Source organism: Ruegeria sp. MALMAid1280 (assembly GCF_049195285.1).
Classification (GTDB): Bacteria; Pseudomonadota; Alphaproteobacteria; order Rhodobacterales; family Rhodobacteraceae; genus Ruegeria.
The window spans coordinates 57,313-75,856 of the sequence record NZ_JBMIRT010000060.1 but is presented as its reverse complement, the minus strand read 5'-3'; the positions used below and the strand labels follow the sequence as shown (position 1 = coordinate 75,856).

24 protein-coding genes and 1 pseudogene are annotated in these 18,544 nt (G+C 60.3%); 10 read left to right on the top strand and 15 right to left on the bottom strand.

Annotation, left to right across the window (positions count from 1 at the left end):
* Positions 1 to 2: 2 nt before the first annotated feature.
* From ACOQFT_RS23015 to ACOQFT_RS22975, 9 genes are read right to left on the bottom strand one after another with little or no spacing between them, the layout of a single operon-like run.
* On the bottom strand, positions 3 to 656 hold the full coding sequence (locus ACOQFT_RS23015) for a virB8 family protein (protein ID WP_043755065.1): 654 nt from the start codon (positions 654 to 656) through the stop codon (positions 3 to 5).
* Positions 657 to 671: 15 nt separating this feature from the next.
* Complete coding sequence (locus ACOQFT_RS23010; protein ID WP_040884167.1) at positions 672 to 1,481, bottom strand: type IV secretion system protein; 810 nt, start codon at positions 1,479 to 1,481, stop codon at positions 672 to 674.
* The gene (locus tag ACOQFT_RS23005; protein WP_173585991.1) at positions 1,481 to 2,635 is read right to left on the bottom strand and encodes a lytic transglycosylase domain-containing protein; all 1,155 of its coding nucleotides are present in this window, start codon (positions 2,633 to 2,635) and stop codon (positions 1,481 to 1,483) included. Before ACOQFT_RS23005 ends, ACOQFT_RS23010 begins: the two co-directional genes overlap by 1 nt.
* Entirely contained in the window at positions 2,625 to 2,792 is a 168-nt protein-coding gene (locus ACOQFT_RS23000) for a hypothetical protein (protein ID WP_008327378.1), read from the bottom strand. Before ACOQFT_RS23000 ends, ACOQFT_RS23005 begins: the two co-directional genes overlap by 11 nt.
* Positions 2,789 to 5,164 carry a type IV secretion system DNA-binding domain-containing protein gene (locus ACOQFT_RS22995; protein ID WP_197922769.1) on the bottom strand — a complete coding sequence of 792 codons (2,376 nt, stop codon included), beginning with the start codon at positions 5,162 to 5,164 and terminating at the stop codon, positions 2,789 to 2,791. Before ACOQFT_RS22995 ends, ACOQFT_RS23000 begins: the two co-directional genes overlap by 4 nt.
* A complete protein-coding gene (locus ACOQFT_RS22990) occupies positions 5,154 to 5,432 on the bottom strand; it encodes a type IV secretion system protein VirB3 (RefSeq protein WP_008282962.1) in 279 nt (92 codons plus the stop codon). Before ACOQFT_RS22990 ends, ACOQFT_RS22995 begins: the two co-directional genes overlap by 11 nt.
* The gene (locus ACOQFT_RS22985; RefSeq protein WP_009503803.1) at positions 5,425 to 5,718 is read right to left on the bottom strand and encodes a TrbC/VirB2 family protein; all 294 of its coding nucleotides are present in this window, start codon (positions 5,716 to 5,718) and stop codon (positions 5,425 to 5,427) included. The genes ACOQFT_RS22990 and ACOQFT_RS22985 overlap by 8 nt, the downstream gene beginning before the upstream one ends.
* Entirely contained in the window at positions 5,715 to 6,329 is a 615-nt protein-coding gene (locus tag ACOQFT_RS22980; RefSeq protein ID WP_017469729.1) for a lytic transglycosylase domain-containing protein, read from the bottom strand. The genes ACOQFT_RS22985 and ACOQFT_RS22980 overlap by 4 nt, the downstream gene beginning before the upstream one ends.
* 43 nt (positions 6,330 to 6,372) lie before the next feature.
* A complete protein-coding gene (locus ACOQFT_RS22975; protein WP_008327368.1) occupies positions 6,373 to 6,741 on the bottom strand; it encodes a hypothetical protein in 369 nt (122 codons plus the stop codon).
* A gap of 210 nt (positions 6,742 to 6,951) precedes the next feature.
* Here ACOQFT_RS22975 and ACOQFT_RS22970 point away from each other — a divergent pair, with 210 nt between their 5' ends.
* The 3 genes from ACOQFT_RS22970 (at position 6,952) to ACOQFT_RS22960 (ending at position 7,982) form a co-directional block, all read left to right on the top strand.
* Positions 6,952 to 7,203, top strand: coding sequence for a hypothetical protein (locus ACOQFT_RS22970; RefSeq protein ID WP_008327366.1), 252 nt, complete (start codon positions 6,952 to 6,954; stop codon positions 7,201 to 7,203).
* A gap of 124 nt (positions 7,204 to 7,327) precedes the next feature.
* Positions 7,328 to 7,585, top strand: a complete 258-nt coding sequence (locus tag ACOQFT_RS22965; protein ID WP_017470289.1) for a helix-turn-helix domain-containing protein — start codon at positions 7,328 to 7,330, stop codon at positions 7,583 to 7,585.
* Between the two features lie 169 nt (positions 7,586 to 7,754).
* Positions 7,755 to 7,982: a hypothetical protein gene (locus tag ACOQFT_RS22960; RefSeq protein ID WP_027238601.1), complete on the top strand. Its 228-nt coding sequence runs from the start codon at positions 7,755 to 7,757 to the stop codon at positions 7,980 to 7,982.
* 63 nt (positions 7,983 to 8,045) lie between these two features.
* Here the strand turns inward: ACOQFT_RS22960 and ACOQFT_RS22955 are convergent, their stop codons facing one another.
* Positions 8,046 to 8,633, bottom strand: coding sequence for a recombinase family protein (locus ACOQFT_RS22955; protein ID WP_054540554.1), 588 nt, complete (start codon positions 8,631 to 8,633; stop codon positions 8,046 to 8,048).
* Between the two features lie 163 nt (positions 8,634 to 8,796).
* Between ACOQFT_RS22955 and ACOQFT_RS22950 the strand changes: the two genes are divergently transcribed.
* Positions 8,797 to 11,679 (top strand): Tn3 family transposase, encoded by a 2,883-nt coding sequence (locus tag ACOQFT_RS22950; protein ID WP_421600108.1) that lies wholly within the window; start codon positions 8,797 to 8,799, stop codon positions 11,677 to 11,679.
* Positions 11,680 to 11,726: 47 nt separating this feature from the next.
* Here the strand turns inward: ACOQFT_RS22950 and ACOQFT_RS22945 are convergent.
* From ACOQFT_RS22945 to ACOQFT_RS22925, 5 genes and pseudogenes are all read right to left on the bottom strand, one after another.
* Positions 11,727 to 12,605, bottom strand: a pseudogene (locus ACOQFT_RS22945) (type IV secretion system protein B4); the annotation flags it as partial.
* Positions 12,595 to 12,873: a type IV secretion system protein VirB3 gene (locus tag ACOQFT_RS22940; protein ID WP_008327373.1), complete on the bottom strand. Its 279-nt coding sequence runs from the start codon at positions 12,871 to 12,873 to the stop codon at positions 12,595 to 12,597. The pseudogene ACOQFT_RS22945 and the gene ACOQFT_RS22940, both read right to left, overlap by 11 nt.
* Positions 12,866 to 13,159, bottom strand: coding sequence for a TrbC/VirB2 family protein (locus tag ACOQFT_RS22935; RefSeq protein WP_421600107.1), 294 nt, complete (start codon positions 13,157 to 13,159; stop codon positions 12,866 to 12,868). Before ACOQFT_RS22935 ends, ACOQFT_RS22940 begins: the two co-directional genes overlap by 8 nt.
* Positions 13,156 to 13,776, bottom strand: a complete 621-nt coding sequence (locus ACOQFT_RS22930; RefSeq protein WP_421600106.1) for a lytic transglycosylase domain-containing protein — start codon at positions 13,774 to 13,776, stop codon at positions 13,156 to 13,158. The genes ACOQFT_RS22935 and ACOQFT_RS22930 overlap by 4 nt, the downstream gene beginning before the upstream one ends.
* Positions 13,777 to 13,819: 43 nt before the next feature.
* Entirely contained in the window at positions 13,820 to 14,173 is a 354-nt protein-coding gene (locus ACOQFT_RS22925; RefSeq protein WP_025054201.1) for a hypothetical protein, read from the bottom strand.
* Between the two features lie 225 nt (positions 14,174 to 14,398).
* Between ACOQFT_RS22925 and ACOQFT_RS22920 the strand changes: the two genes are divergently transcribed.
* The 6 genes from ACOQFT_RS22920 to ACOQFT_RS22895 all read left to right on the top strand — a co-directional run bounded on the left by ACOQFT_RS22920 (position 14,399) and on the right by ACOQFT_RS22895 (position 18,511).
* The gene (locus ACOQFT_RS22920; protein WP_174416544.1) at positions 14,399 to 14,638 is read left to right on the top strand and encodes a hypothetical protein; all 240 of its coding nucleotides are present in this window, start codon (positions 14,399 to 14,401) and stop codon (positions 14,636 to 14,638) included.
* 124 nt (positions 14,639 to 14,762) lie between these two features.
* Entirely contained in the window at positions 14,763 to 15,020 is a 258-nt protein-coding gene (locus ACOQFT_RS22915) for a helix-turn-helix domain-containing protein (RefSeq protein ID WP_025054199.1), read from the top strand.
* Between the two features lie 167 nt (positions 15,021 to 15,187).
* Positions 15,188 to 15,415: a hypothetical protein gene (locus tag ACOQFT_RS22910; RefSeq protein ID WP_025054198.1), complete on the top strand. Its 228-nt coding sequence runs from the start codon at positions 15,188 to 15,190 to the stop codon at positions 15,413 to 15,415.
* A 399-nt stretch (positions 15,416 to 15,814) separates the two neighbouring features.
* Positions 15,815 to 16,447 (top strand): tyrosine-type recombinase/integrase, encoded by a 633-nt coding sequence (locus tag ACOQFT_RS22905; RefSeq protein WP_067547908.1) that lies wholly within the window; start codon positions 15,815 to 15,817, stop codon positions 16,445 to 16,447.
* Between the two features lie 368 nt (positions 16,448 to 16,815).
* A complete protein-coding gene (locus ACOQFT_RS22900; RefSeq protein WP_421600105.1) occupies positions 16,816 to 17,694 on the top strand; it encodes a MurR/RpiR family transcriptional regulator in 879 nt (292 codons plus the stop codon).
* Between the two features lie 31 nt (positions 17,695 to 17,725).
* Positions 17,726 to 18,511 (top strand): ABC transporter substrate-binding protein, encoded by a 786-nt coding sequence (locus ACOQFT_RS22895; RefSeq protein WP_421600104.1) that lies wholly within the window; start codon positions 17,726 to 17,728, stop codon positions 18,509 to 18,511.
* Positions 18,512 to 18,544: the final 33 nt, after the last annotated feature.

Genomic DNA, 18,544 nt, shown 5'->3' with positions numbered 1-18,544 from the left:
CGTCAGTTCTCCAATCTGTCGGAGCGGATGGAATATTCGCGCACGGTGAAGCCGAAGGGGTTGGTCCAGACCTCGTCGATGGAGCGGCGGGTCTCCGGGCGGAACTCGAAGAGAAGCGTCGCAGTGAAGAGGCCGGTCTGGGTGCCGTTAATGGACGTCAGGCGCTTGCGCAGGCGGACCGTCGCGCGGTTGGTTCCGATCCGGTTGATGCTGAGGATTTCCACGTCGAGCCTGGCGTTGGGGCCATAGACGGTCGGCGGGTAATTCTCGTTGGCGCTGTTCCAGATCTGGCGCAACCCGCTCTCGGCAGCTCCGTCCGAGCGGCGCAGGACGCTGCGGATGCGCAGGTCGTTGTCGAGCTGGTTATAGACCTCGCGGTCGGTCACGTAGCGGAAGACCTCCGCCTCGATGATCGCCTGGTTGGCTGTGACAGACGTCGCGCCCACCGAAGCCTCGGGCAGGGCAAAGCCGGTGGCGGGATCATAGGGCACGACCACAGGCGGCGGATCGACATCGAGGATCGCGACAGCCGCCGCGCTCAGGCATCCGAGAATGCCGAAGATGAGCCCGATGAGCCCAAGGCGCTGCCAGAGGCGTTCACGGCGCAGAGCACCATAGACCAGCTCTTCTTCGATGATTTCCTGTTCACTCGCCACGCGTCATGCCTCAAATCAGTCTGCGCGCAGGTCCGGCAGCGTAAAGTCCATGAAGCGCTGCTCTTCGGCGATGGTGGCGGCATCGATCACGCCGCCTGTGCCATCGCCCACGGTCTGCACCGCTTCGAGCTGCCACATGGCGACCAGCGCGATGGCCAGTTCCGCCGTGACGCGGGTGTTGAGATCGACGCTTTCCTTCAGCTCATCCATGTCGTCGATGAGCCCGACAAGGCGGTCCACCCGCTCGAGCGATTGGCCGGCATCCTCATAGCTGTTCTGGGCGGCGGCCGAGACAAGGGCACCGGTGGTGGCCTGCGTCGCCACGCGGTTGGCCCCGGGATTGCCGCTGGTGGCCATTTCCGAGAGGGTGTCATCGTCAAATCCGAGATCGGCCAGCACCCGGTCCATCTGTGTTTCGATCTCGCCTGCGCCAGAACCGGACAGGCCGGAGAAATCCCCAGTCTTGATCGCCTCAATCGTGGCGAGGATGTCGCCGAACTCCTGGTCGAGCAGACCATTCAACTCGTCTTCCATTTCCGTCCGGATGATCTCCGGCAGTTCGGCGAGGCGGGTGAGGGCCTCGTAGGTTCTTTGCAGCTCCGCGAGTTGGTCCGTGAGAAGGCCGAGCTGTTCGCGGAGCTGCGTCAGCTGCTCGTTTTGCAAGATCTCGTCCTCGATCATCTGCCGCAGCTGCTGGATGTTTTGCGCGATGTTCTGGGTATCGACGACGGGCACGCCTTGCGCGAGGACGGGGGATAGGGCGCCAAGATGCAGACCAACCCCAAGTGTCGTGGCCAAAGCTGTCCTCAAGAGCAGATGTCCCATCATTCAATCTCCCTGATCGTAAAATCCATGAACGCGCCTTCGGCCATGCGGGCGCTGGCCTGGGCCAGCTCTTCGGCGGAGAGCACGCGGGTGCGTGCCGCCTGAAGCCGGATGCGTGCAGCGACGAGGCGCACGAGTTCGGCGCGGGCATAAGTGTTGAGCGCAACGCTCTCCTGCACATCCTCGGTCTCGGAAATCCGTTCGACGATATCCGCAATACGTAGGGCGGCTTGCCTGATCGCGGCGGGTGAGTTGTTGCCATAGAAGGCCGCGCCGTGCCCAGTGAGCGAGAGGTTGGCATTGGCCAGAAGCGCGGGGTCGATCGTGCCAAGCGCTTCGATCCCGCCGATACGGGTCAAATAGAGGTTATAGCGTTCGGGGATCACCTGGACGTAGTGCTGGGTCTCGCGAAAGGGTGGCACGCCGCCATACTCGAAAACCCGGCCGGGTCCCGCGTTATAGGCCGCGAGCGCATTGATGATATTGCCGTCGAAGGTGTTGAGCTGTGTCGCGAGATAGCGTGCACCGCCATGCACCTGCAGGTAGGGGCTGTCATAGTATTCCGGATTGATGCCCAGATCGCTGGCGGTACCGGGCATGATCTGGGTGAGGCCAAAGGCGCCGACGGGAGAGCGTGCACCGATGGTGAAACGGCTTTCCTGCCAGATCAGCGCCTGTAGGAGTGCGCGCCATTGGACCGGGGAGAGGCCCGCGCGGCCAACGCCGGCAAAGCCGCTGGTCTCCTGAGCCACGCGGATAATGAGCTGCTCGATGTTTTCCGCCGCATCCCCGAACATCTGCGCACCGCCGGGATTGGGGTCGATGTCGGCATTGCCATAGACCGCCTCGACTGACCGGGCCGGATCCCCGCTGCCGCTTTCCAGCCCCGAGACCATAGCCGGCAAGCCCTGACCGCCGAAGCTGGTCTGGGCATCGAGGATGCGTTGCAGGGTTTCCAGCTGCTCCCGTTCGATCTCGGCAATGAGTTCGCGCACGGCAAGCTTGTCGGCCTGAACGGCCAAGTCAGCCTCGCGATCGCCAGTCTCGACGATGTCACGCGCGGTCAGCCCACTGTCATTGGTCGGCACGCCTTGAGACAAAGCGAGACCGGGCAGCAGGCAAAGGGCCAGGATATGAGGCAGGCTAGACTTCAATGTCGCCCTCCGGTGCGCCAAGGGGCGTGAAGGTGCAATCAGGCGAGATGGCTGTCGTGGAGGCGAGGAAGGTGAAGCAATTGGCCTGCGGTTCCTGGTACTGGGCACAGGAGGCCAACGCACCGAGCGCGGCAACGAACATCAAAATACGGGTCATGAAAGCCTCCAGAAATCAGGGCGGTCGCGGTAATCGGCGCCGACAAGCGCTTCGCCCTTTTCCATGCCGCCAAGGATGGTGAGATTGGGTCCAAGCGCGCTCAGATCGGCATCGACGACGATCGAGCCCTGATCGTCGCGGATCAGCGCCAAGCGGCTGTTGCTGCCCGTGTTGAGAAGGACATCGAGCTCCTTCTCCGTGAGGTTCAGCATGGCGTAGTCCGCTGGCTGCGCGCGGATATTGGGGAGCAGGATCTGCGTCGGCACCGCCTCGATGATGGTCTTGCCGGTCCGGGTGCGCTCGAGCTGGCTTGCGTATTGCGTCATCATCACCGCGACCGTGTTCTGTTTGCGCGCTGTCACCAGCCAGTTCGACAGCCGCTCGGCGAAATACGCGTTATCGAGGGCCTTCCAGGCCTCGTCGATCACGATGATGGTGGGGCGGCGGTCCTCGATTTCGCGCTCGACCCGGCGGAAGAGATAGGACAGGACCGCCATCCGTTCCTTGTCGGCCTCGCTGTCGAGAATGCCGGTCAGATCGAAGCCCACCACATCGCCCTTGAGCGAGAACGTGTCCTCGAGGCTCTGCCCGAAGATCCAGCCATAGCGGCCGTCCTCGGTCCATTCGAGCAGGCGCTGGTGCAGATCGCCGCCATCGTCGGTGGACACAAAAAGCGATGCGAAATCCCGCCAGTTCCGCAGGGCCGGGTTTGTGGCCTGCGCGTTCTGGCGCACGACTTCCTGGATGCGATTGGTCTGGGCAGGAGTGAGCGGCTTGTCGGCGCGGTAGAGCAGGGTGGCAAGCCAGTCCGAGAGCCAGGCGGTGCCGCGCGCATCGGTCTCGGTCCAGAGCGGGTTGAGGCCCGTGGGCTGACCGGCGTTCAGGGACGCGTAGCGCCCGCCATTGGCGCGGACCGCCATCTCCATACCAAGACGGTAATCGAAGACGAAGATCCGCGCGCCTGCGCGACGGGCTTGCGTCATCAGAAAGGCGGACAGCACCGATTTGCCCGACCCGGGCCGACCCATGATCAGGGTATGCCCGCTGGTCGGTTCTTTGTCCGGGCTGCCCTGCTCGTGGTAGGAAAACCGGTAGGCGCTCTGCTCCGGCGTGGGCAAATAAGTGACGACCCGGCCCCAAGGGGTAAGTGCTGCGGGTTTGCCGAGCTGCGTCCGGTGGAAGGCCGCAAAATCCGCGAAGTTGCGATTGGTGACGGCGCTCGCGCGGACACGCTTGGGCTGGTTGCCGGGGTGCTGGCTGAGGTAATGGGCCTTTGCGGCGACCCGCTCGCCGATCATTTTCACGCCCTCGGTCGCGGCGGCATTCACGATCTCGGCGCTGAGCGTCTGCAGCTCTTCGAGCGTTTCGCAGAAGATCGTCACGACCATGTGGTGCTCACCGAAGCTCTGGCGTTTGGCCTCCAGATCATCGGCGGCGATGTCGAGCGCTTCCATAAGCGATAGGGCGGCGTCCTGGCTCGCCTGCATCTGGCGCTTTTGCCGCTTGATGCGGCCCGCCATGAGGTTCGAATTGATCGGCGTGAAGGAGTGCGTCACGATCATGTCGACTGGCAGGTTCAGCATGTCGAACATGGTGCAGGAGGTGCCTTCCGAGTATTCTCCGATGGTGAAGCTCTTGCCGTAGCGGTGGCCCACGACGCCCTCGGAGAGCTCGAAATGGTCGCCGTGAAACGTCACGCGGGTATTGGCGACGTTGAAGGACAGAAAGCCGTAGGTGTTGGCCGGGTAGAGCGGCAGCTCGGTGCCCGTGTTCAGCGCGCCCAAAAATCCCACCAACTCTCCCGATCCTGCTGACAGCAGGCGCGGCTTGAGCTCGGTAAGCCCCGAGAGGAAGACGTTCACGGCCTCACCGAGGCGCTGCAGGCGTTTGCGGGTCTCCTCCTTCAGTCGGTCCGGCGCGCTGCGGCTCAGGAACGGCAGGAGGCTTTTCGGGGGCGGACGGTGAATGACGGTGAGCGTCAGCGTCTTGTCGCGCAGCCCGCTGGTCTCGAGTTTTGCGCGCCAGCGCCGGTCCACCTCGCCTGCGAAGCTGTCCTCACGGATCGGGTCGAGATCAGGTTTGATGGCCTTGGAGACCTTGTGGACGTAATAGCTGAATTCCGGCCCGAGCTGCGCGACGATGCGGGCAAAAAGCGCCGTCACCTTGTCGAGATAGGCATCGTCGGTCGTGTAGCTGTTGATCCCCTCGAGCCGAATGCAGCGGAAGAGTTCGTTCACCCGGGTCCGCACGGTCTGGTCGTCGACGAGGCTTACATAGGGCAGCATATGCGCGAGGCGGGTCTCGCGCGCATACCAGTCTGGCGTCATTGTGCGGGCATCGAGCGCAGCACCACGGGCGTCATCACGGGGCATAGCTGTCCCCGCCATGGATGGACCTGTTGCGCGTGGGCGGTGTCTCCTGCAGGGCCGTCATCATCACGTCGATGAAACGCGGGTCCCAATCTGCGGCCTTCCACAGCACCGGATAGAGCAGGGCGGCGAAACCCAGCACCGCGATGTGCTGGACCCAGACGAACAAGAGCACAGAGCCGAAGAGCCAGACCATCGCGTACATGATGGGCAGGCCCAGAAGCTTCGGCGGGCGCACGAGGCCCAGAAAGAGGGGCGAGCGTTCAGCCACCGGCGAAGACCGCGGCAACAATGGTGGGAGCGGCGGCAACACCAGCGATGCCCACGAGGACCCAAAGCGCTTGGCGCAGGTCGATGATGTTGAAGAACCAGCTCAAGAAAACGCCGAGGACCGCGAGTGTGGCGATGACCACACCAAGAGGGCCGGTCAGCGCATCGACAATGCCCTGCAACAAGCTCTGGATCGGGGAGAGATCGATGCTCTGTGCAAGGGCGGGCTCGGCAATCAGCAGGAATAGCGCCAGCGAGGCGACAAAGAGGTTTGAAATCTGTTTCACGAATTTGATCCTTCCAATCGGGCCACGACGGCCATGACACGGGCCACGTGGTTCTGGGTTTCTCGGTAAGGGGGAATGCCACCGTGTTGGCGCACGGCGTCGGGACCGGCGTTGTAGGCCGCCAGCGCCAGATGCGGATCGCCGAAGCGCTCCAGCATCATCGCGAGGTAGCGGGCAGAGCCGTCGAGGTTCTGTTGAGGGTCACGCGGGTCGACGCCCAGATCACGCGCCGTCGCTGGCATCAATTGACCAAGGCCAATGGCACCTGCACTTGAAATCGCATCCTGCCGGTAGGCGCTCTCAACCTCGATATTGGCTCGATAGAGAGCTAGCCAATCCGTCACGGAAAGCCCCGCGCGACGCAGGCCGGGATGGCCGGCATAGCGCAAGGCCGTGGTCTGAATCCCGGAGAGGACATCGGCGCGGGGCAGGGGAGTCGGGCGGGCAAGGGCCGCGACTTGGACGCCCTCTTGCTCGGCCTCTACCTCGCCGAAGATCGCGATCCCATCGGAGGCCGAACTCTGACCAATCCCTTCATTGTAGTTTCGAGCAAAGCTGCTCTGAGAGCGGGACGGGGTCAGGGAGCCGTCGCTCTCCATGACCAGGACCATTTGCGCTGAGGCAGGTGCTGCGACCAGCCAGAGACAGACGAGGTTAGCTGCCAGCGCCCTTGTCTGATGGGGCTTTGTCTGGCGGCGCAAATTTGTGCGTACGGCTTGTCCCCGCCTCAAGCGGCAGGTCGACATGCGCAAAACCAAGGCCAATGAAGAAAGACACCACGCCGGAGATCGTCTTGAACTCGCGGATCTTGATATCGTTGTAGGTCGTCCGCGTGCGGGCGGTGACGAGGAGCTTTTCCACCCCGTCATCAGAGACAACACGCATGATCCAGACCCCGTAATAGCTGGGGCCTTTCTTGTGTGCCGACTCTTGGCACAGGATTTCTGCGCTATAGCCGCTTTCCACGAGTTCGCGGAACCTGGCTTCCGTAACCACATTTGGTGCTTCGATGTCCCAGTTCATGGCCCGGCTCACGCTTTCTCCAATGGCGCGACCCCAGGCATTCCTACTTGAAGCCCAGAGTTACGATAGTATATTATCAACCGCAAGATGTAATATCGTGCTTTGGCTGTAGTTTGGTTACGCAAACACTAGTCACGGCCAGTGTCCGCGATCAAGGAGATAACAGGTTTGAGAAACCCAAGGTTGACATGCCTGCTCCCATTGCAAGCTATGGCCCTTCTGATCTGCGTTCCTGGGCCGGTTTTGGCGGAATCCTGCTTTGCGCCATCCCGTCCTTTCCTGCCAAGCGATTCGCAGGCCGCGCGGGACTATGCGGATATCATCCGCGGCGACTTCGAAGATTACATTCAGGATATCCAGAGCTACTTCCGTTGCCTCGACGGTGAACGGGCCCGCGCCTTCGAGGAAGCGCGCGAAGTCAGCGAGGAATATGGCCGGTTCCTGCAATTGGTAGGGGATTGATGGGCAACCTCGGGAGCATCAGACTTGCAGCCCATGGAAACCAGACGCCGATAACACCCTCATATATCTACTTTTTAGATAACAGATTTCATCCGCTAGCGACGTCACAAAAGGTATGTGACGCGTGGCAAAGACAATCAGAAGCAAGGGACAAGTGGCACTCTGTCAGGCGTTGGTCGACGCCCGTGTCAAAGCGGGCCTTGGTCAGAAAGACCTGGCAGACAGGCTCAGATGCCACCAGTCCCTTATTGCCCGCCTTGAGAGCGGCCAGCGCCGGGTCGACGTTGTCGAGCTGGTCGTCTTGGCGCGCGCCATCGGCTTTGACCCGTTCGAGGTTCTGGCGATCGTTGAAGCCGCCACGGAGCCCGACCACAGGATTTGAAGCCAATGAATTGTTGAGAACACGGGAACCCACTTTCCCGGTCTGATGATCATTTCCTCATCGAGGACCAGTTAGCCAACATCAAAGAAGCCCGGCGCGCGGTCGTAGTGAACGCTCTGCAACCCCACGCCGCAATTCGCAGCGCCGCAGTGCAGGAAGCCAGTAAACAGTGAACGAAGATAAGGGTGAGGGCGTCGCGATCGCCAATCTGATCGGGACCGATGGGTGCAGTGTTGTTGGTTGGGTTTATCGCTGGAGGACAGGCTCACATGCGGTGATGTGGGACGTCCAAGGGCCCCAGCCGGTATCGGAAACCCGGCCGGATATAAGTGACGAACAGAAGCAAGAAATCGACTTCGATGCGCTGACGAGGATCGGAAGAAGCGACGACGGGTGAACAGAGCGAACCCGCGGTGTTTGCCTAAACGGGATCTGATGCCGGAGGGGGCAGAATAGTACGCTAAGGGCTGATTTTGGCCCCTGTGCGGTGCAGGGTTCTGTAAATCGTTGGCCTGGAGACCGCGAACAGCTCAGCCAGATCACTGATAGAATACTCGCCGGTTGCATGCATGCGGGCGAGTTCTTTCTGTTGTTTTTCAGAGAGTTTTGGCTGTTTTCCACGGAGTTTGCCCTTTGCACGGGCGATGGCCATGCCTTCTCTCGTGCGCAACCGGATCAGATCGGCCTCAAACTCGGCAAAGGTAGCGAGAATGTTGAAGAACATTTTGCCCATGGGATCTGTCGGGTCGTAGATAGACATCCCCAAGGCGAGCTTGACGCCCTTTTTTTCCAACTGTTCTGCGATAGCGCGTGCATCGGGGACGGACCGGGCAAGGCGATCCAGTTTTGGCACGACCAGCACATCGCCTTCGCGCACGGCTGCCAGTGCCTGGTCGAGACCGGGGCGGGCGCGATTGGTGCCCGTCAGCCCGTGGTCGGTATAGATGAGATCCTCCGATACCCCCAAGTCGCATAAGACCTGCCGCTGTGCGGTCAGATCCTGTTTGTCGGTCGAACAGCGGGCATAGCCAATCTTGGTCACAGTCATGCTCAAATTGTACGATTAAGGGGCCACATGTGCGAATCAAATCGTACCAGCTATACGAGATATGTTGGGGCGTGGTTTCTCTGCCCTTGCCAACCCTTGTGACACATGTCCGCTGATCGATCCTCTTACGGACACCCATGTTCATGATTTTGGAAGGAACCACATGCCTCGCCGGAGAATGCTGACCGACCGCCAGCGGGCGGCGCTGCTTGACATGCCAACTGAAGAAGCGTCGATGCTGCGCCACTACACCTTGGCGGACGACGATCTGGAAATTATCCGCGCCCGTCGCCGCCCCCACAATCGTTTCGGCTTCGCCCTGCAGCTTTGCGCGCTGCGATACCCAGGTCGGGTGCTGGCGCCCGGTGAGGTCATTCCTGCGGCAGTGACGCGCTTCTTGGCGGCGCAACTCGGGCTGAGACCCGATGATCTGGCAGACTATGCAACGAGGGAGGAAACCCGCCGTGACCACTTGGCCACCCTGCGCAATCTTTACGGCTACAAGATGTTTACTGGTCGAGGGGCGCGCGACCTGAAGACCTGGCTGGAGAGCGAAGCCGAAACCGCCCGGTCGAACGAGGATCTGGCCCGGCGCTTTGCAGAGAAGTGCCGGGCGACCCAAACCATTCTACCTGGGATCACGGTTATCGAACGTCTTTGCGCGGATGCACTTGTCGCTGCCGAGCGACGGATCGACACCCGGATTGCCGACCGGCTGAATGATGAATTGCGCGGCCAGCTTGATGCACTGCTGACTGAAAGCGCGGACAGCTCTGTCACCCGCTTTGTCTGGCTGCGCCAATTCGAGGTTGGCCGAAACTCGGCCGATATGAACCGCCTGCTCGACCGGCTTGAATTCTTGCAGGGCACAGCGTTGGATCAATCCATCCTGTCCGATGTTCCGCCTCACCGCATTGCTCGCCTCCGACGGCAAGGGGAACGGTATTTCGCCGGCGATCTGCGGGATATTTCAGGCGACCGCCGCCTTGCCATCGTCGCGGTCTGCGCTTTGGAATGGCGCAGTGCCATTGCCGATGCTGTGGTCGAAACCCATGACCGGATCGTCGGGAAGACATGGCGCGAGGCGAAACGCGCGTGCGATGCCCAGGCGAATGACGCAAAGGCGGCTCTGAAGGACACCTTGCAGGGGTTCTCAAACCTCGGATCAGCGCTGCTGGAAGCGTATGAAGATCAGGCGCCCCTGATTGAGGCCGTTCAAAACGCGGGAGGCTGGGCATCGCTCAGGGGGCTTGTCGCCACCGCTGCCCAACTCACCGACACATTGGCTGCCGATCCGCTCGCGCACGTTGTTCACGGGTATCATCGCTTCCGACGATATGCGCCCCGCATGTTGCGGGCACTCGATATTCAGGCCGCACCGGTAGCCGAACCGTTACTCTCCGCCACCGCTATCGTCGCAGGAACGGAAACCACCGCCGACCGGCCCGTGACCTTTCTGCGCCGAACCTCGAAATGGCATCGGCACCTGAATAACGATGATGGGTACCGACTGTGGGACGTGGCGGTCCTGTGCCATCTGCGCGATGCCTTCCGTTCCGGTGATATCTGGCTCGCACATTCCCGCAGGTATGGGGATCTAAAGGACGCGCTGGTCCCAGCCGAAGTCGCCCGGGTCACGCCAAAGTTGGCCATACCGTTCGAACCGGATGCCTGGCTGGAGGATCGGAAGTCTCGCCTGGCCGCGGGCCTACAGCGATTGGCCCGCGCCGCCAGGGCCGGTGTCATTCCGGGCGGGTCCATCGAAGACGGCGCCCTCAAAATAGACCGGCTGACGGCTGCTGTCCCCGAAGAGGCCGATGCCATGGTGCTTGATCTTTATAGCCGCCTGCCGGAAATCAGGATCACCGACCTCCTGCTCGAAGTGGACGACGAGCTCGGCTTTACGGAAGCATTCACCCATCTGCGCACGGGCGCCCCGTGCAAAGACAGGGTCGGCATGCTGAATGTGCTGCTGGCAGAAGGACTGAACCTTGGCCTCAGCAAAATGGCCGGGGCCACCAATACCCATGATTATTTCCAACTTTCGCGCCTGTCGCGGTGGCATGTCGAAAGCGAGGCAATGGCACGCGCCCTGGCCACAGTTATCGAAGGCCAATCTGCCTTGCCGATGGCCCGGTTCTGGGGCAGCGGTGTCACCGCGTCCAGTGACGGGCAGTTCTTCCCCACAACGCGCCAAGGCGAGGCGATGAATCTGATCAACGCCAAGTATGGCCATGAACCCGGATTGAAAGCCTACACCCATGTCTCCGACCAGTTCGGCCCCTTCGCCACCCAGACTATCCCGGCCACGGTGAACGAAGCGCCCTACATTCTGGATGGCCTGTTGATGACCGACGCCGGGCGAAAGGTCACAGAGCAGTACGCCGATACTGGCGGCTTCACCGACCACGTCTTCGCCGTCACCGCTCTGCTGGGCTTCCAGTTCATACCCCGCATCCGTGATCTGCCATCCAAGCGCCTCTACCTCTTCGATCCAACATCCTGCCCAAAAGAGCTGAAAGGTTTGATCGGTGGCAAGATCAGGGAACCCGTCATCAGTTCGAACTGGCCCGACATTCTGCGCAGCGCGGCCACCATGGTGGCGGGCGCAATGCCTCCAAGTCAACTGTTGCGAAAATTCGCCGCCTATCCTCGGCAGCATGAGCTTGCGGTGGCACTACGGGAAATAGGACGGGTTGAACGGACGCTGTTCATCATCGATTGGCTGCTTGACGCCGACATGCAACGCCGGGCTCAGATCGGCCTGAACAAGGGCGAAGCGCACCATGCCCTCAAGAATGCCCTACGCATCGGGCGCCAAGGCGAAATCCGAGATCGAACAACTGAGGGGCAGCATTTCCGGATGGCCGGGCTGAACCTGCTCGCCGCCACCATCATCTATTGGAACACCAAGCATCTTGGCAAAGCTGTGGCTGGACGTCGTCGGTCGGAACTGGATTGCTCTCCTGACCTTTTGGCGCACATCTCGCCCCTCGGATGGGCCCACATCCTCCTCACCGGCGAATACAGGTGGTCCAAAAGGTAAGCAAAGCCCCTTAACGTACTATTCTGCCCCCTCCGGCATCAGACCCCCTTTTGCCGCTTGATGCGACCCGCCATGAGGTTCGAATTGATCGGCGTGAAGGAATGGGTGACGATCATGTCGACGGGCAGGTTCAGCATGTCGAACATGGTGCAGGACGTGCCTTCCGAGTATTCCCCGATGGTGAAACTCTTGCCGTAGCGGTGTCCCACGACGCCTTCGGAGAGCTCGAAGTGATCGCCTTGAAACGTCACTCGCGTGTTGGCGGCGTTGAAGGACAGGAAGCCATAGGTGTTCGCCGGATAGAGCGGCAGTTCCTGGCCGGTGTTCAGCGCGCCCAGAAAGCCGATCAACTCGCCGCTCTCAGAAGTCAGCACCCGCGGGTTCAGCTCCGTCAGGCCCGACAGGAAGACGCTCACGGCCTCGCCCAACCGACGCAATCGTTTCTGCGTGGCCTCTTTCAGCCGGTCCGGCGCGCTGCGGTTCAGGAACGGCAGGACACTTTTGGGAGGCGGGCGATGAATGACCGTGAGGGTCAGGGTTTTGTCGCGCAGCCCGCTTGTTTCGAGTTTCTCGCGCCAGACACGGTCAACTTTCCCCGCAAAGCTGTCCTCGCGCACGGGCTCGAGGTCCGGTGTGATCGCCTTGGAGACCTTGTGGACGTAGTAACTGAACTCCGGCCCCAGCTGCGCGATGATCCGGGCGAAGAGTGCGGTCACCTTATCGAGATAGGCATCATCGGTCGTATAGCTGTTGACCCCGTCGAGACGGATGCACTGGAAAAGCTCGTTGACCCGCGTCCGCACGGTGCGGTCATTGACCAGGCTGACATAAGGCAGCATATGCGCGAGGCGGGTTTCGCGGGCATACCAGTTCGGCGTCATGGTGCGGGGATCGAGCGTTTCGCCCATGGCAGTATTAGGGCGCATAACTGTCCCCGCCATGAATAGAGCGGTTGCGCGTCGGTGGGGTTTCCTGCAGCGCCGTCATCATCACATCTATGAAGCGCGGGTCCCAATCTGCAGCCTTCCAAAGCACAGGGTAGAGCAGGGCGGCCACGCCCAGCACCGCGATGTGCTGGACCCAGACGAACAGGAGCACCGAGCCAAATAGCCAGACCATCGCATACATGATGGGCAGACCCAGAAGCTTCGGCGGCCGCACGAGGCCCAGAAAGAGAGGCGAGCGCTCAGCCACCGGCAAAGACCGCGGCAACGATGGTGGGGGCGGCGGCAACACCGGCGATGCCGACAAGCACCCAGAGCGCCTGGCGCAGATCGATGATGTTGAAGAACCAGCTCAGGAAAACGCCCAGAACGGCGAGCGTCGCGATCACGACGCCAAGCGGGCCGGTCAGCGCATCGACGATGCCTTGCAACAGGCTCTGAATCGGCGAGAGATCGATGCTTTGCGCAAGGGCGGGTTCGGCAATGAGCAGGCAGATCGCCAGCGCGGCGACGAATAGGTTTGAAATCTGTTTCATGAATTTGATCCTTCCAATCGGGCCACGACGGCCATGACGCGCGCGACGTGGTTTTGGGTTTCTCGGTAGGGTGGAATGCCGCCATACTGGCGGACCGCATCCGGTCCGGCGTTGTAGGCTGCGAGGGCGAGCCGCGGATCACCAAACGTCTCCAGCATCATTGCAAGATAGCGGGCGGACCCGTCGAGGTTCTGAAGGGGATCGCGCGGGTCGACACCAAGGTCGCGCGCCGTCGCGGGCATCAATTGACCGAGGCCAATGGCGCCAGCACTCGAGACCGCATCCTGCCGGTAGGCGCTCTCGACTTCGATATTGGCGCGGTAGAGGGTTAACCAGTCGCGAACCGAGAGCTCCGTGCGGCGCAATCCGGGATGACCCGCGTAACGAAGCGCGGTGGCCTCGATGGCCGCCAGAACATCGGCGCGGGGCAGGGGTGCCGGACGGGTGAGTGCTGCAAAACGCAACGCGTCATGTTCAATAGCTGGTTCATCTTCTCCGAGGATTGCCAACTCATCAGCAGCAGACCCCTGGCCGATGCCGTCGTTGTAGTTGCGCGCAAATCTGTCCTGAGAGCGAGACGGGGTCAGAGAGCCATCGCTCTCCATGACCAGCACCATCTGCGCAGTTGCGGGACCCGCGAGATACCAGACAAGGAGAAGGCTACTTGCTGCTGCCTTTGTCGGTCGCAGCCAGCGTGTGCGTTGTCCGCTGGCCTTCTTCGAGCGGGACATCGGCGTGGGAGAAACCGATCCCGATGAGGAAGGAGACCACGCCCGTGATGGTTTTGAACTCGCGGATCTTGATGTCGTTATAGGTCGTCCGGGTGCGGGCCGTGACCAGTAGCTTCTCCACGCCCTCGTCAGAGACGACACGCATGATCCAGACCCCGTAATAACTCGGGCCCTTCTTGTGTGCCGACTCCTGGCACAGGATTTCAGCGCTATAGCCGCTTTCCACGAGTTCGCGGAAACGTGCTTCCGTAACCACATTTGGTGCTTCGATGTCCCAGTTCATGGCCCGGCTCACGCTTTCTTCAAACACGCAACGCCCGGGCATTCCTACTTGAAGCCCAGTGTTACGATAGTATACTATTAACTGCAATGATATATTACAGCAGATACGGCTGTATCTCGGTTACTCAAACTCTAGGCACGGCCATTGGCATCTATCAAGGAAAATAGGGGTTTCAGAAACCTGCGGTTGAGCCGATGGGTGAAGATTCAGGCTGTGGCCTTGCTGATGCTCGCTCCGGTCGCAAGCCAGGCCGGGTCCTGCCTCGCCCCGGTCCGACCGTTCGTTCCAAGCGATTCGCAGGCCGCCCGGGACTATGCTGACATCATCCGGCAGGACTTCGAGGTCTACATCACGGACATTCAGGACTACTTTCGCTGCCTGGAGCAGGAGCGTGCGCGTGCCTTCGAAGAAGCCCGTGAAGTCAGTCAGGACTACGGCCGGTTTCTCGAACTGGTGGGGGATTGATGGGCGATCGGGTGTGCATCAGGCTTGCACCCAACGGAAACCAGACGCCGATAACACCCTCAAATATCTACTTTTTAGATAACAGATTTCATCCGCTAGCGACGTCACAAAAGGTATGTGACGCGTGGCAAAAACAATCAGAACAAATGGCCAGTTGGCGCTCGTCCGTGCGTTGGTTGATGCACGTCAGAATGCGGGTCTCAGCCAGCAGCAGTTGGCGGCCAAGCTCAAACGCCACCAGTCGTTTGTGGCGCGTCTCGAAAGCGGCGAGCGCCGAATCGACGTCGTGGAGTTTACAGTTCTGGCGAGGGTCATTGGCTTTGACAAAGAAGAAGTCTTGTCGATTGTCGAAGCCGCCACGGAGCCCGACCACAGGATTTGACAGCAAAGAATTTTTGGGACGCCTAGCTTCGTGCGTCCTCATGTGAAGTGAGTTCTTTCAGGAAGAGCAATCAGCCAACATCCACCAAGTGCGGCATGCGGTGCAAGCAAGCACCAAAGCACGTCACGCCGCAAAAGAAGAGCCAAAGTGCAGGAAGTCAGTAAACAGTGAACGATGATAAAGGTGAGGGCGTCGCGATCGCCAATCTGATCGGGACCGATGGGTGCAACACTGTTGGTTGGGTTTATCGCTGGAGTACAGGCGGGCATGCGGTGATGTGGGACGTCCACGGGCCCCAGCCGGTGTCGGAAATCCGGCCGGCTCTCACTGCGGAACAGAAGCAGGAAATCGACTTCGACGGATTGAGACGGATCGGAAGAGACGAGGGCGGATAGGCTCCTCAGCTAGCCGCCAGTTCATCTTTGATGGATAGGGTCCGCCGGCATACCGGGCACTGGGCCCGCACGCGGCGAATGGCTGTAAAGAGCCCACAGCCGACATGCCGATTTCTCGCTGCGTGCGCTCGCAGCGGAGAGTATTCTGCAATTGCACAGAATTCCATGACGCAGCGCGGCGGTGGTTCCGGTCATTCGTGCATAGTGTGAAAATTCTGGAGGGGTGAATCTACAGGACTCGCAACTTAGCTGACCTCAGAAATGTGCACCCATGCCCGGATTCAAGGCGCGCTTTGCGCGCCGCCGGTCAGCGCCCGACCGCCCCGATGGCAGGGCGCTTCTGCAACGTATCCGCATTGAACAACCACCCGATGTGGCGGAAAGATTGGAGAGCAAACCATGCCAAGCGTCCAACTTCCCGCTCTCGCCACGAAACGAAGAGCCTGGAACAAGGGGCGGATCATCGGCCAGAAACGGCCTCTGTTACCAAAACAGGTCTGGGCGATCCGCGCGCGGCTCGAACTGGCACGCAACCTGCGCGATCTTGCTCTGTTCAACGTGGCGATTGATAGTAAGATTCACGAATGCGATCTGGTGAAACTGGCCGTCAATGACCTGGTGAGGGACTATTGCATTCGCAAAAGGGTCTCCGTGTTTCGGAGTGAAACACAGCGGCCCGTTCAGTTCGAACTCTCTGAAAACACGCGGGATACCATTGCCGCGTGGATCATGTCGCCTGAAATGCTCGGCTGCCGTATCATGTTTCCCAGCCGGTTTCATGACCGCCCACATATCTCAATGCGCCAAAATGGCCGGCTTGTACGGGATTGGGTGGCCGCTATCGGCCTGAAACCCAGCGGATACGGCACACATTCGCAACGCCGGACCAAGGCGGCGGAGATCTGCCGCAAGACCGGAGATCTCAGAGCTGTTCAACTGCTGCTCGGACACACTAGTTTTGACAGCCCTGTCAGATACCTTGCCGTCGAACATGAAGATGCGCTGAGCATCGCCGGGCAAACCGACATTTGAACCACGATGGCGGGCGGCGCTTGCCGTTCGCCAACCGGACCGGGCCTGAGTTCGCGCCGCAGCGGTAGTTCTGATCGACCCCAAAGCACCGAATGCTGCACTGTTGACACGATTTGACGATCGCCTGTACCGGTCATTGGGCATTGTCGAGACTTTGGAATGGAGGGAACAGACCGGCCGTTCCTTGCGCCTCGCAAGAACGGTGGTTTCGCGCCAGGCACGGATTTTAAAATGGGCGACATGATCTGCTTGTTTGCGAAAGCCAGAATAACAAAATCAAAATGACAGAACTATAAAATTGTTGACTATATGAAATATATCTTTCATTCCTTATGCTACTTATCCACTTGATTCCGAAAGGCCCGCCTTTGTCACTTCCAATAAAGACCCGCCTGTCCAATGCCCTGAAGGAGGGGACGAAAGCGGATAAGGCGATTGCCAGCTACATGAGCGGCGCCTTGGCGGATTTGCCATTCGAAACAGCCGCAAGCATCGCGAAAAAGGTCGGGGTCAGCGAGGCGACAGTCGGGCGGTTCTGCCGCTCCATCGGGTATACAAGCTTCAAGAACCTCAAGGATCACCTGAAAAGTGATATCGCGGACTATCCCTGGCTCATGAGCGACCGGCTGAAGGAATTACAGAAAAGCGCCGCGGCGGGTGACGCGCATCTGACACGTGGGATGGAGTTGGAAATCGCGGCAGTGGTGAGCGTCTATGAATGCGCCCGCATGCCCGAATGGCCTCGGGTGGTCAAACGGCTTGCCAGCGCGAATAACATCCATGTGGCAGGCTTTCAGACAGAACGAGGTATTGCCCAGTACTTCGCGAACCAGATGCAATATGTGCGCGACGGGGTGTCACTGGTCGACCTGGCGGGCGGTAATTTTGCCGAGGTTCTGGCCTCTGGCAAGGACTCTTGCCTCTTGATTTTCGAAGCGCGCCGGTATTCCCGGCTCGCCAAGGTTCTGGCCCAGGAAGCGCAGGCAACCGGTATTCCCGTGACCCTTGTCACCGATCCATTCTGCGATTGGGGCCATGACGTCGCGGACGAAGTTTTCGCTGTGCCGACCCAGTTCAACCAGTTCTGGGATTCCACGGCGCAGATGGCGAGCCTCTGCAATCTGCTGATCAACAGCGTGTTCATGGAGCTTGGAAGTGACGTCGAAGATCGACTGAGCAGATTCGCCGAGCTTTATGGGCGCTTTACCGGCCATGTGGGCGACCCTGTCGCGCAAGTGGCGAAATAACTACAATCAAGAACCAAGAGGAGGAAACTAGATGAAACTCAAGAACAAACTGGCCGCGGTGCTGGCGACGACCGCCATTGCCGCCTCGATGGCGACTTCGGCGTGGGCGCAGTCGCTGCGGCTCGGGACAGAGGGCGCCTACCCCCCGTTCAACTATATCGAAGCGGACGGAAAAATCGCCGGTTTCGACGTGGAAATCGGGCTTGAGCTGTGCAAGCGTATGGAAGTGGAATGCGAGGTTGTCGCGCAGGACTGGGACGGGATCATTCCCGGCCTTCTGGCGAACAAATACGACTTCATCATCGCGTCGATGTTCATCACCGAAGCGCGCCAGAAACAGGTGGACTTCACCGATCCCTATTACCTCGCGGCCATGACCCACGTTGTGCCCGTCGGGTCGGACATCACCGAATTCAGCAACGAGGCGCTGAGCGGCAAGGTCATCGGTGCCCAATCCGGCACCACTCAGGCCGATTTCATTGAAGCCACCTATCCAGACGCCGACATTCGCCTTTACCCGACCCAGGACGAGGTGAACCTCGACATGGCCAGTGGCCGGATCGACATGCAGGTGGGCGACATGCTTCCGATGCTCGATTGGACGACCAAGTCCGATGATGGTGCTTGTTGTGAACTTGCGGGTGACCCGATCACCGACCCGGCATTTGTCGGCGACGGCGTCGGCATCGCGGTGCGTCAGGAAGACGACGAACTGCGCGAAAAACTGAACGCTGCACTGATGGAAATCCGCGCGGATGGCACCTATCAGGCCATCAACGACAAGTATTTCGATATCGACGTCTACACGATGCAATGACGCGATACGTTCCCCCGACCGAAAGACTGACCC

Bases quoted from the DNA above. Each gene is read 5' to 3' on its own strand.
- ACOQFT_RS22975 (WP_008327368.1), bottom strand. From the start codon at position 6,741: ATGAACTGGGACATCGAAGCACCAAATGTGGTTACGGAAGCCAGGTTC.
- ACOQFT_RS22950 (WP_421600108.1), top strand. From the start codon at position 8,797: ATGCCTCGCCGGAGAATGCTGACCGACCGCCAGCGGGCGGCGCTGCTT.
- ACOQFT_RS23000 (WP_008327378.1), bottom strand. From the start codon at position 2,792: ATGACCCGTATTTTGATGTTCGTTGCCGCGCTCGGTGCGTTGGCCTCC.
- ACOQFT_RS22995 (WP_197922769.1), bottom strand. From the start codon at position 5,164: ATGCCCCGTGATGACGCCCGTGGTGCTGCGCTCGATGCCCGCACAATG.
- ACOQFT_RS23010 (WP_040884167.1), bottom strand. From the start codon at position 1,481: ATGGGACATCTGCTCTTGAGGACAGCTTTGGCCACGACACTTGGGGTT.
- ACOQFT_RS22980 (WP_017469729.1), bottom strand. From the start codon at position 6,329: ATGGTCCTGGTCATGGAGAGCGACGGCTCCCTGACCCCGTCCCGCTCT.
- ACOQFT_RS22930 (WP_421600106.1), bottom strand. From the start codon at position 13,776: ATGGTGCTGGTCATGGAGAGCGATGGCTCTCTGACCCCGTCTCGCTCT.
- ACOQFT_RS22970 (WP_008327366.1), top strand. From the start codon at position 6,952: ATGGCCCTTCTGATCTGCGTTCCTGGGCCGGTTTTGGCGGAATCCTGC.
- ACOQFT_RS22905 (WP_067547908.1), top strand. From the start codon at position 15,815: ATGCCAAGCGTCCAACTTCCCGCTCTCGCCACGAAACGAAGAGCCTGG.
- ACOQFT_RS22955 (WP_054540554.1), bottom strand. From the start codon at position 8,633: ATGACTGTGACCAAGATTGGCTATGCCCGCTGTTCGACCGACAAACAG.
- ACOQFT_RS22925 (WP_025054201.1), bottom strand. From the start codon at position 14,173: ATGAACTGGGACATCGAAGCACCAAATGTGGTTACGGAAGCACGTTTC.
- ACOQFT_RS22895 (WP_421600104.1), top strand. From the start codon at position 17,726: ATGAAACTCAAGAACAAACTGGCCGCGGTGCTGGCGACGACCGCCATT.
- ACOQFT_RS22920 (WP_174416544.1), top strand. From the start codon at position 14,399: ATGCTCGCTCCGGTCGCAAGCCAGGCCGGGTCCTGCCTCGCCCCGGTC.
- ACOQFT_RS22935 (WP_421600107.1), bottom strand. From the start codon at position 13,159: ATGAAACAGATTTCAAACCTATTCGTCGCCGCGCTGGCGATCTGCCTG.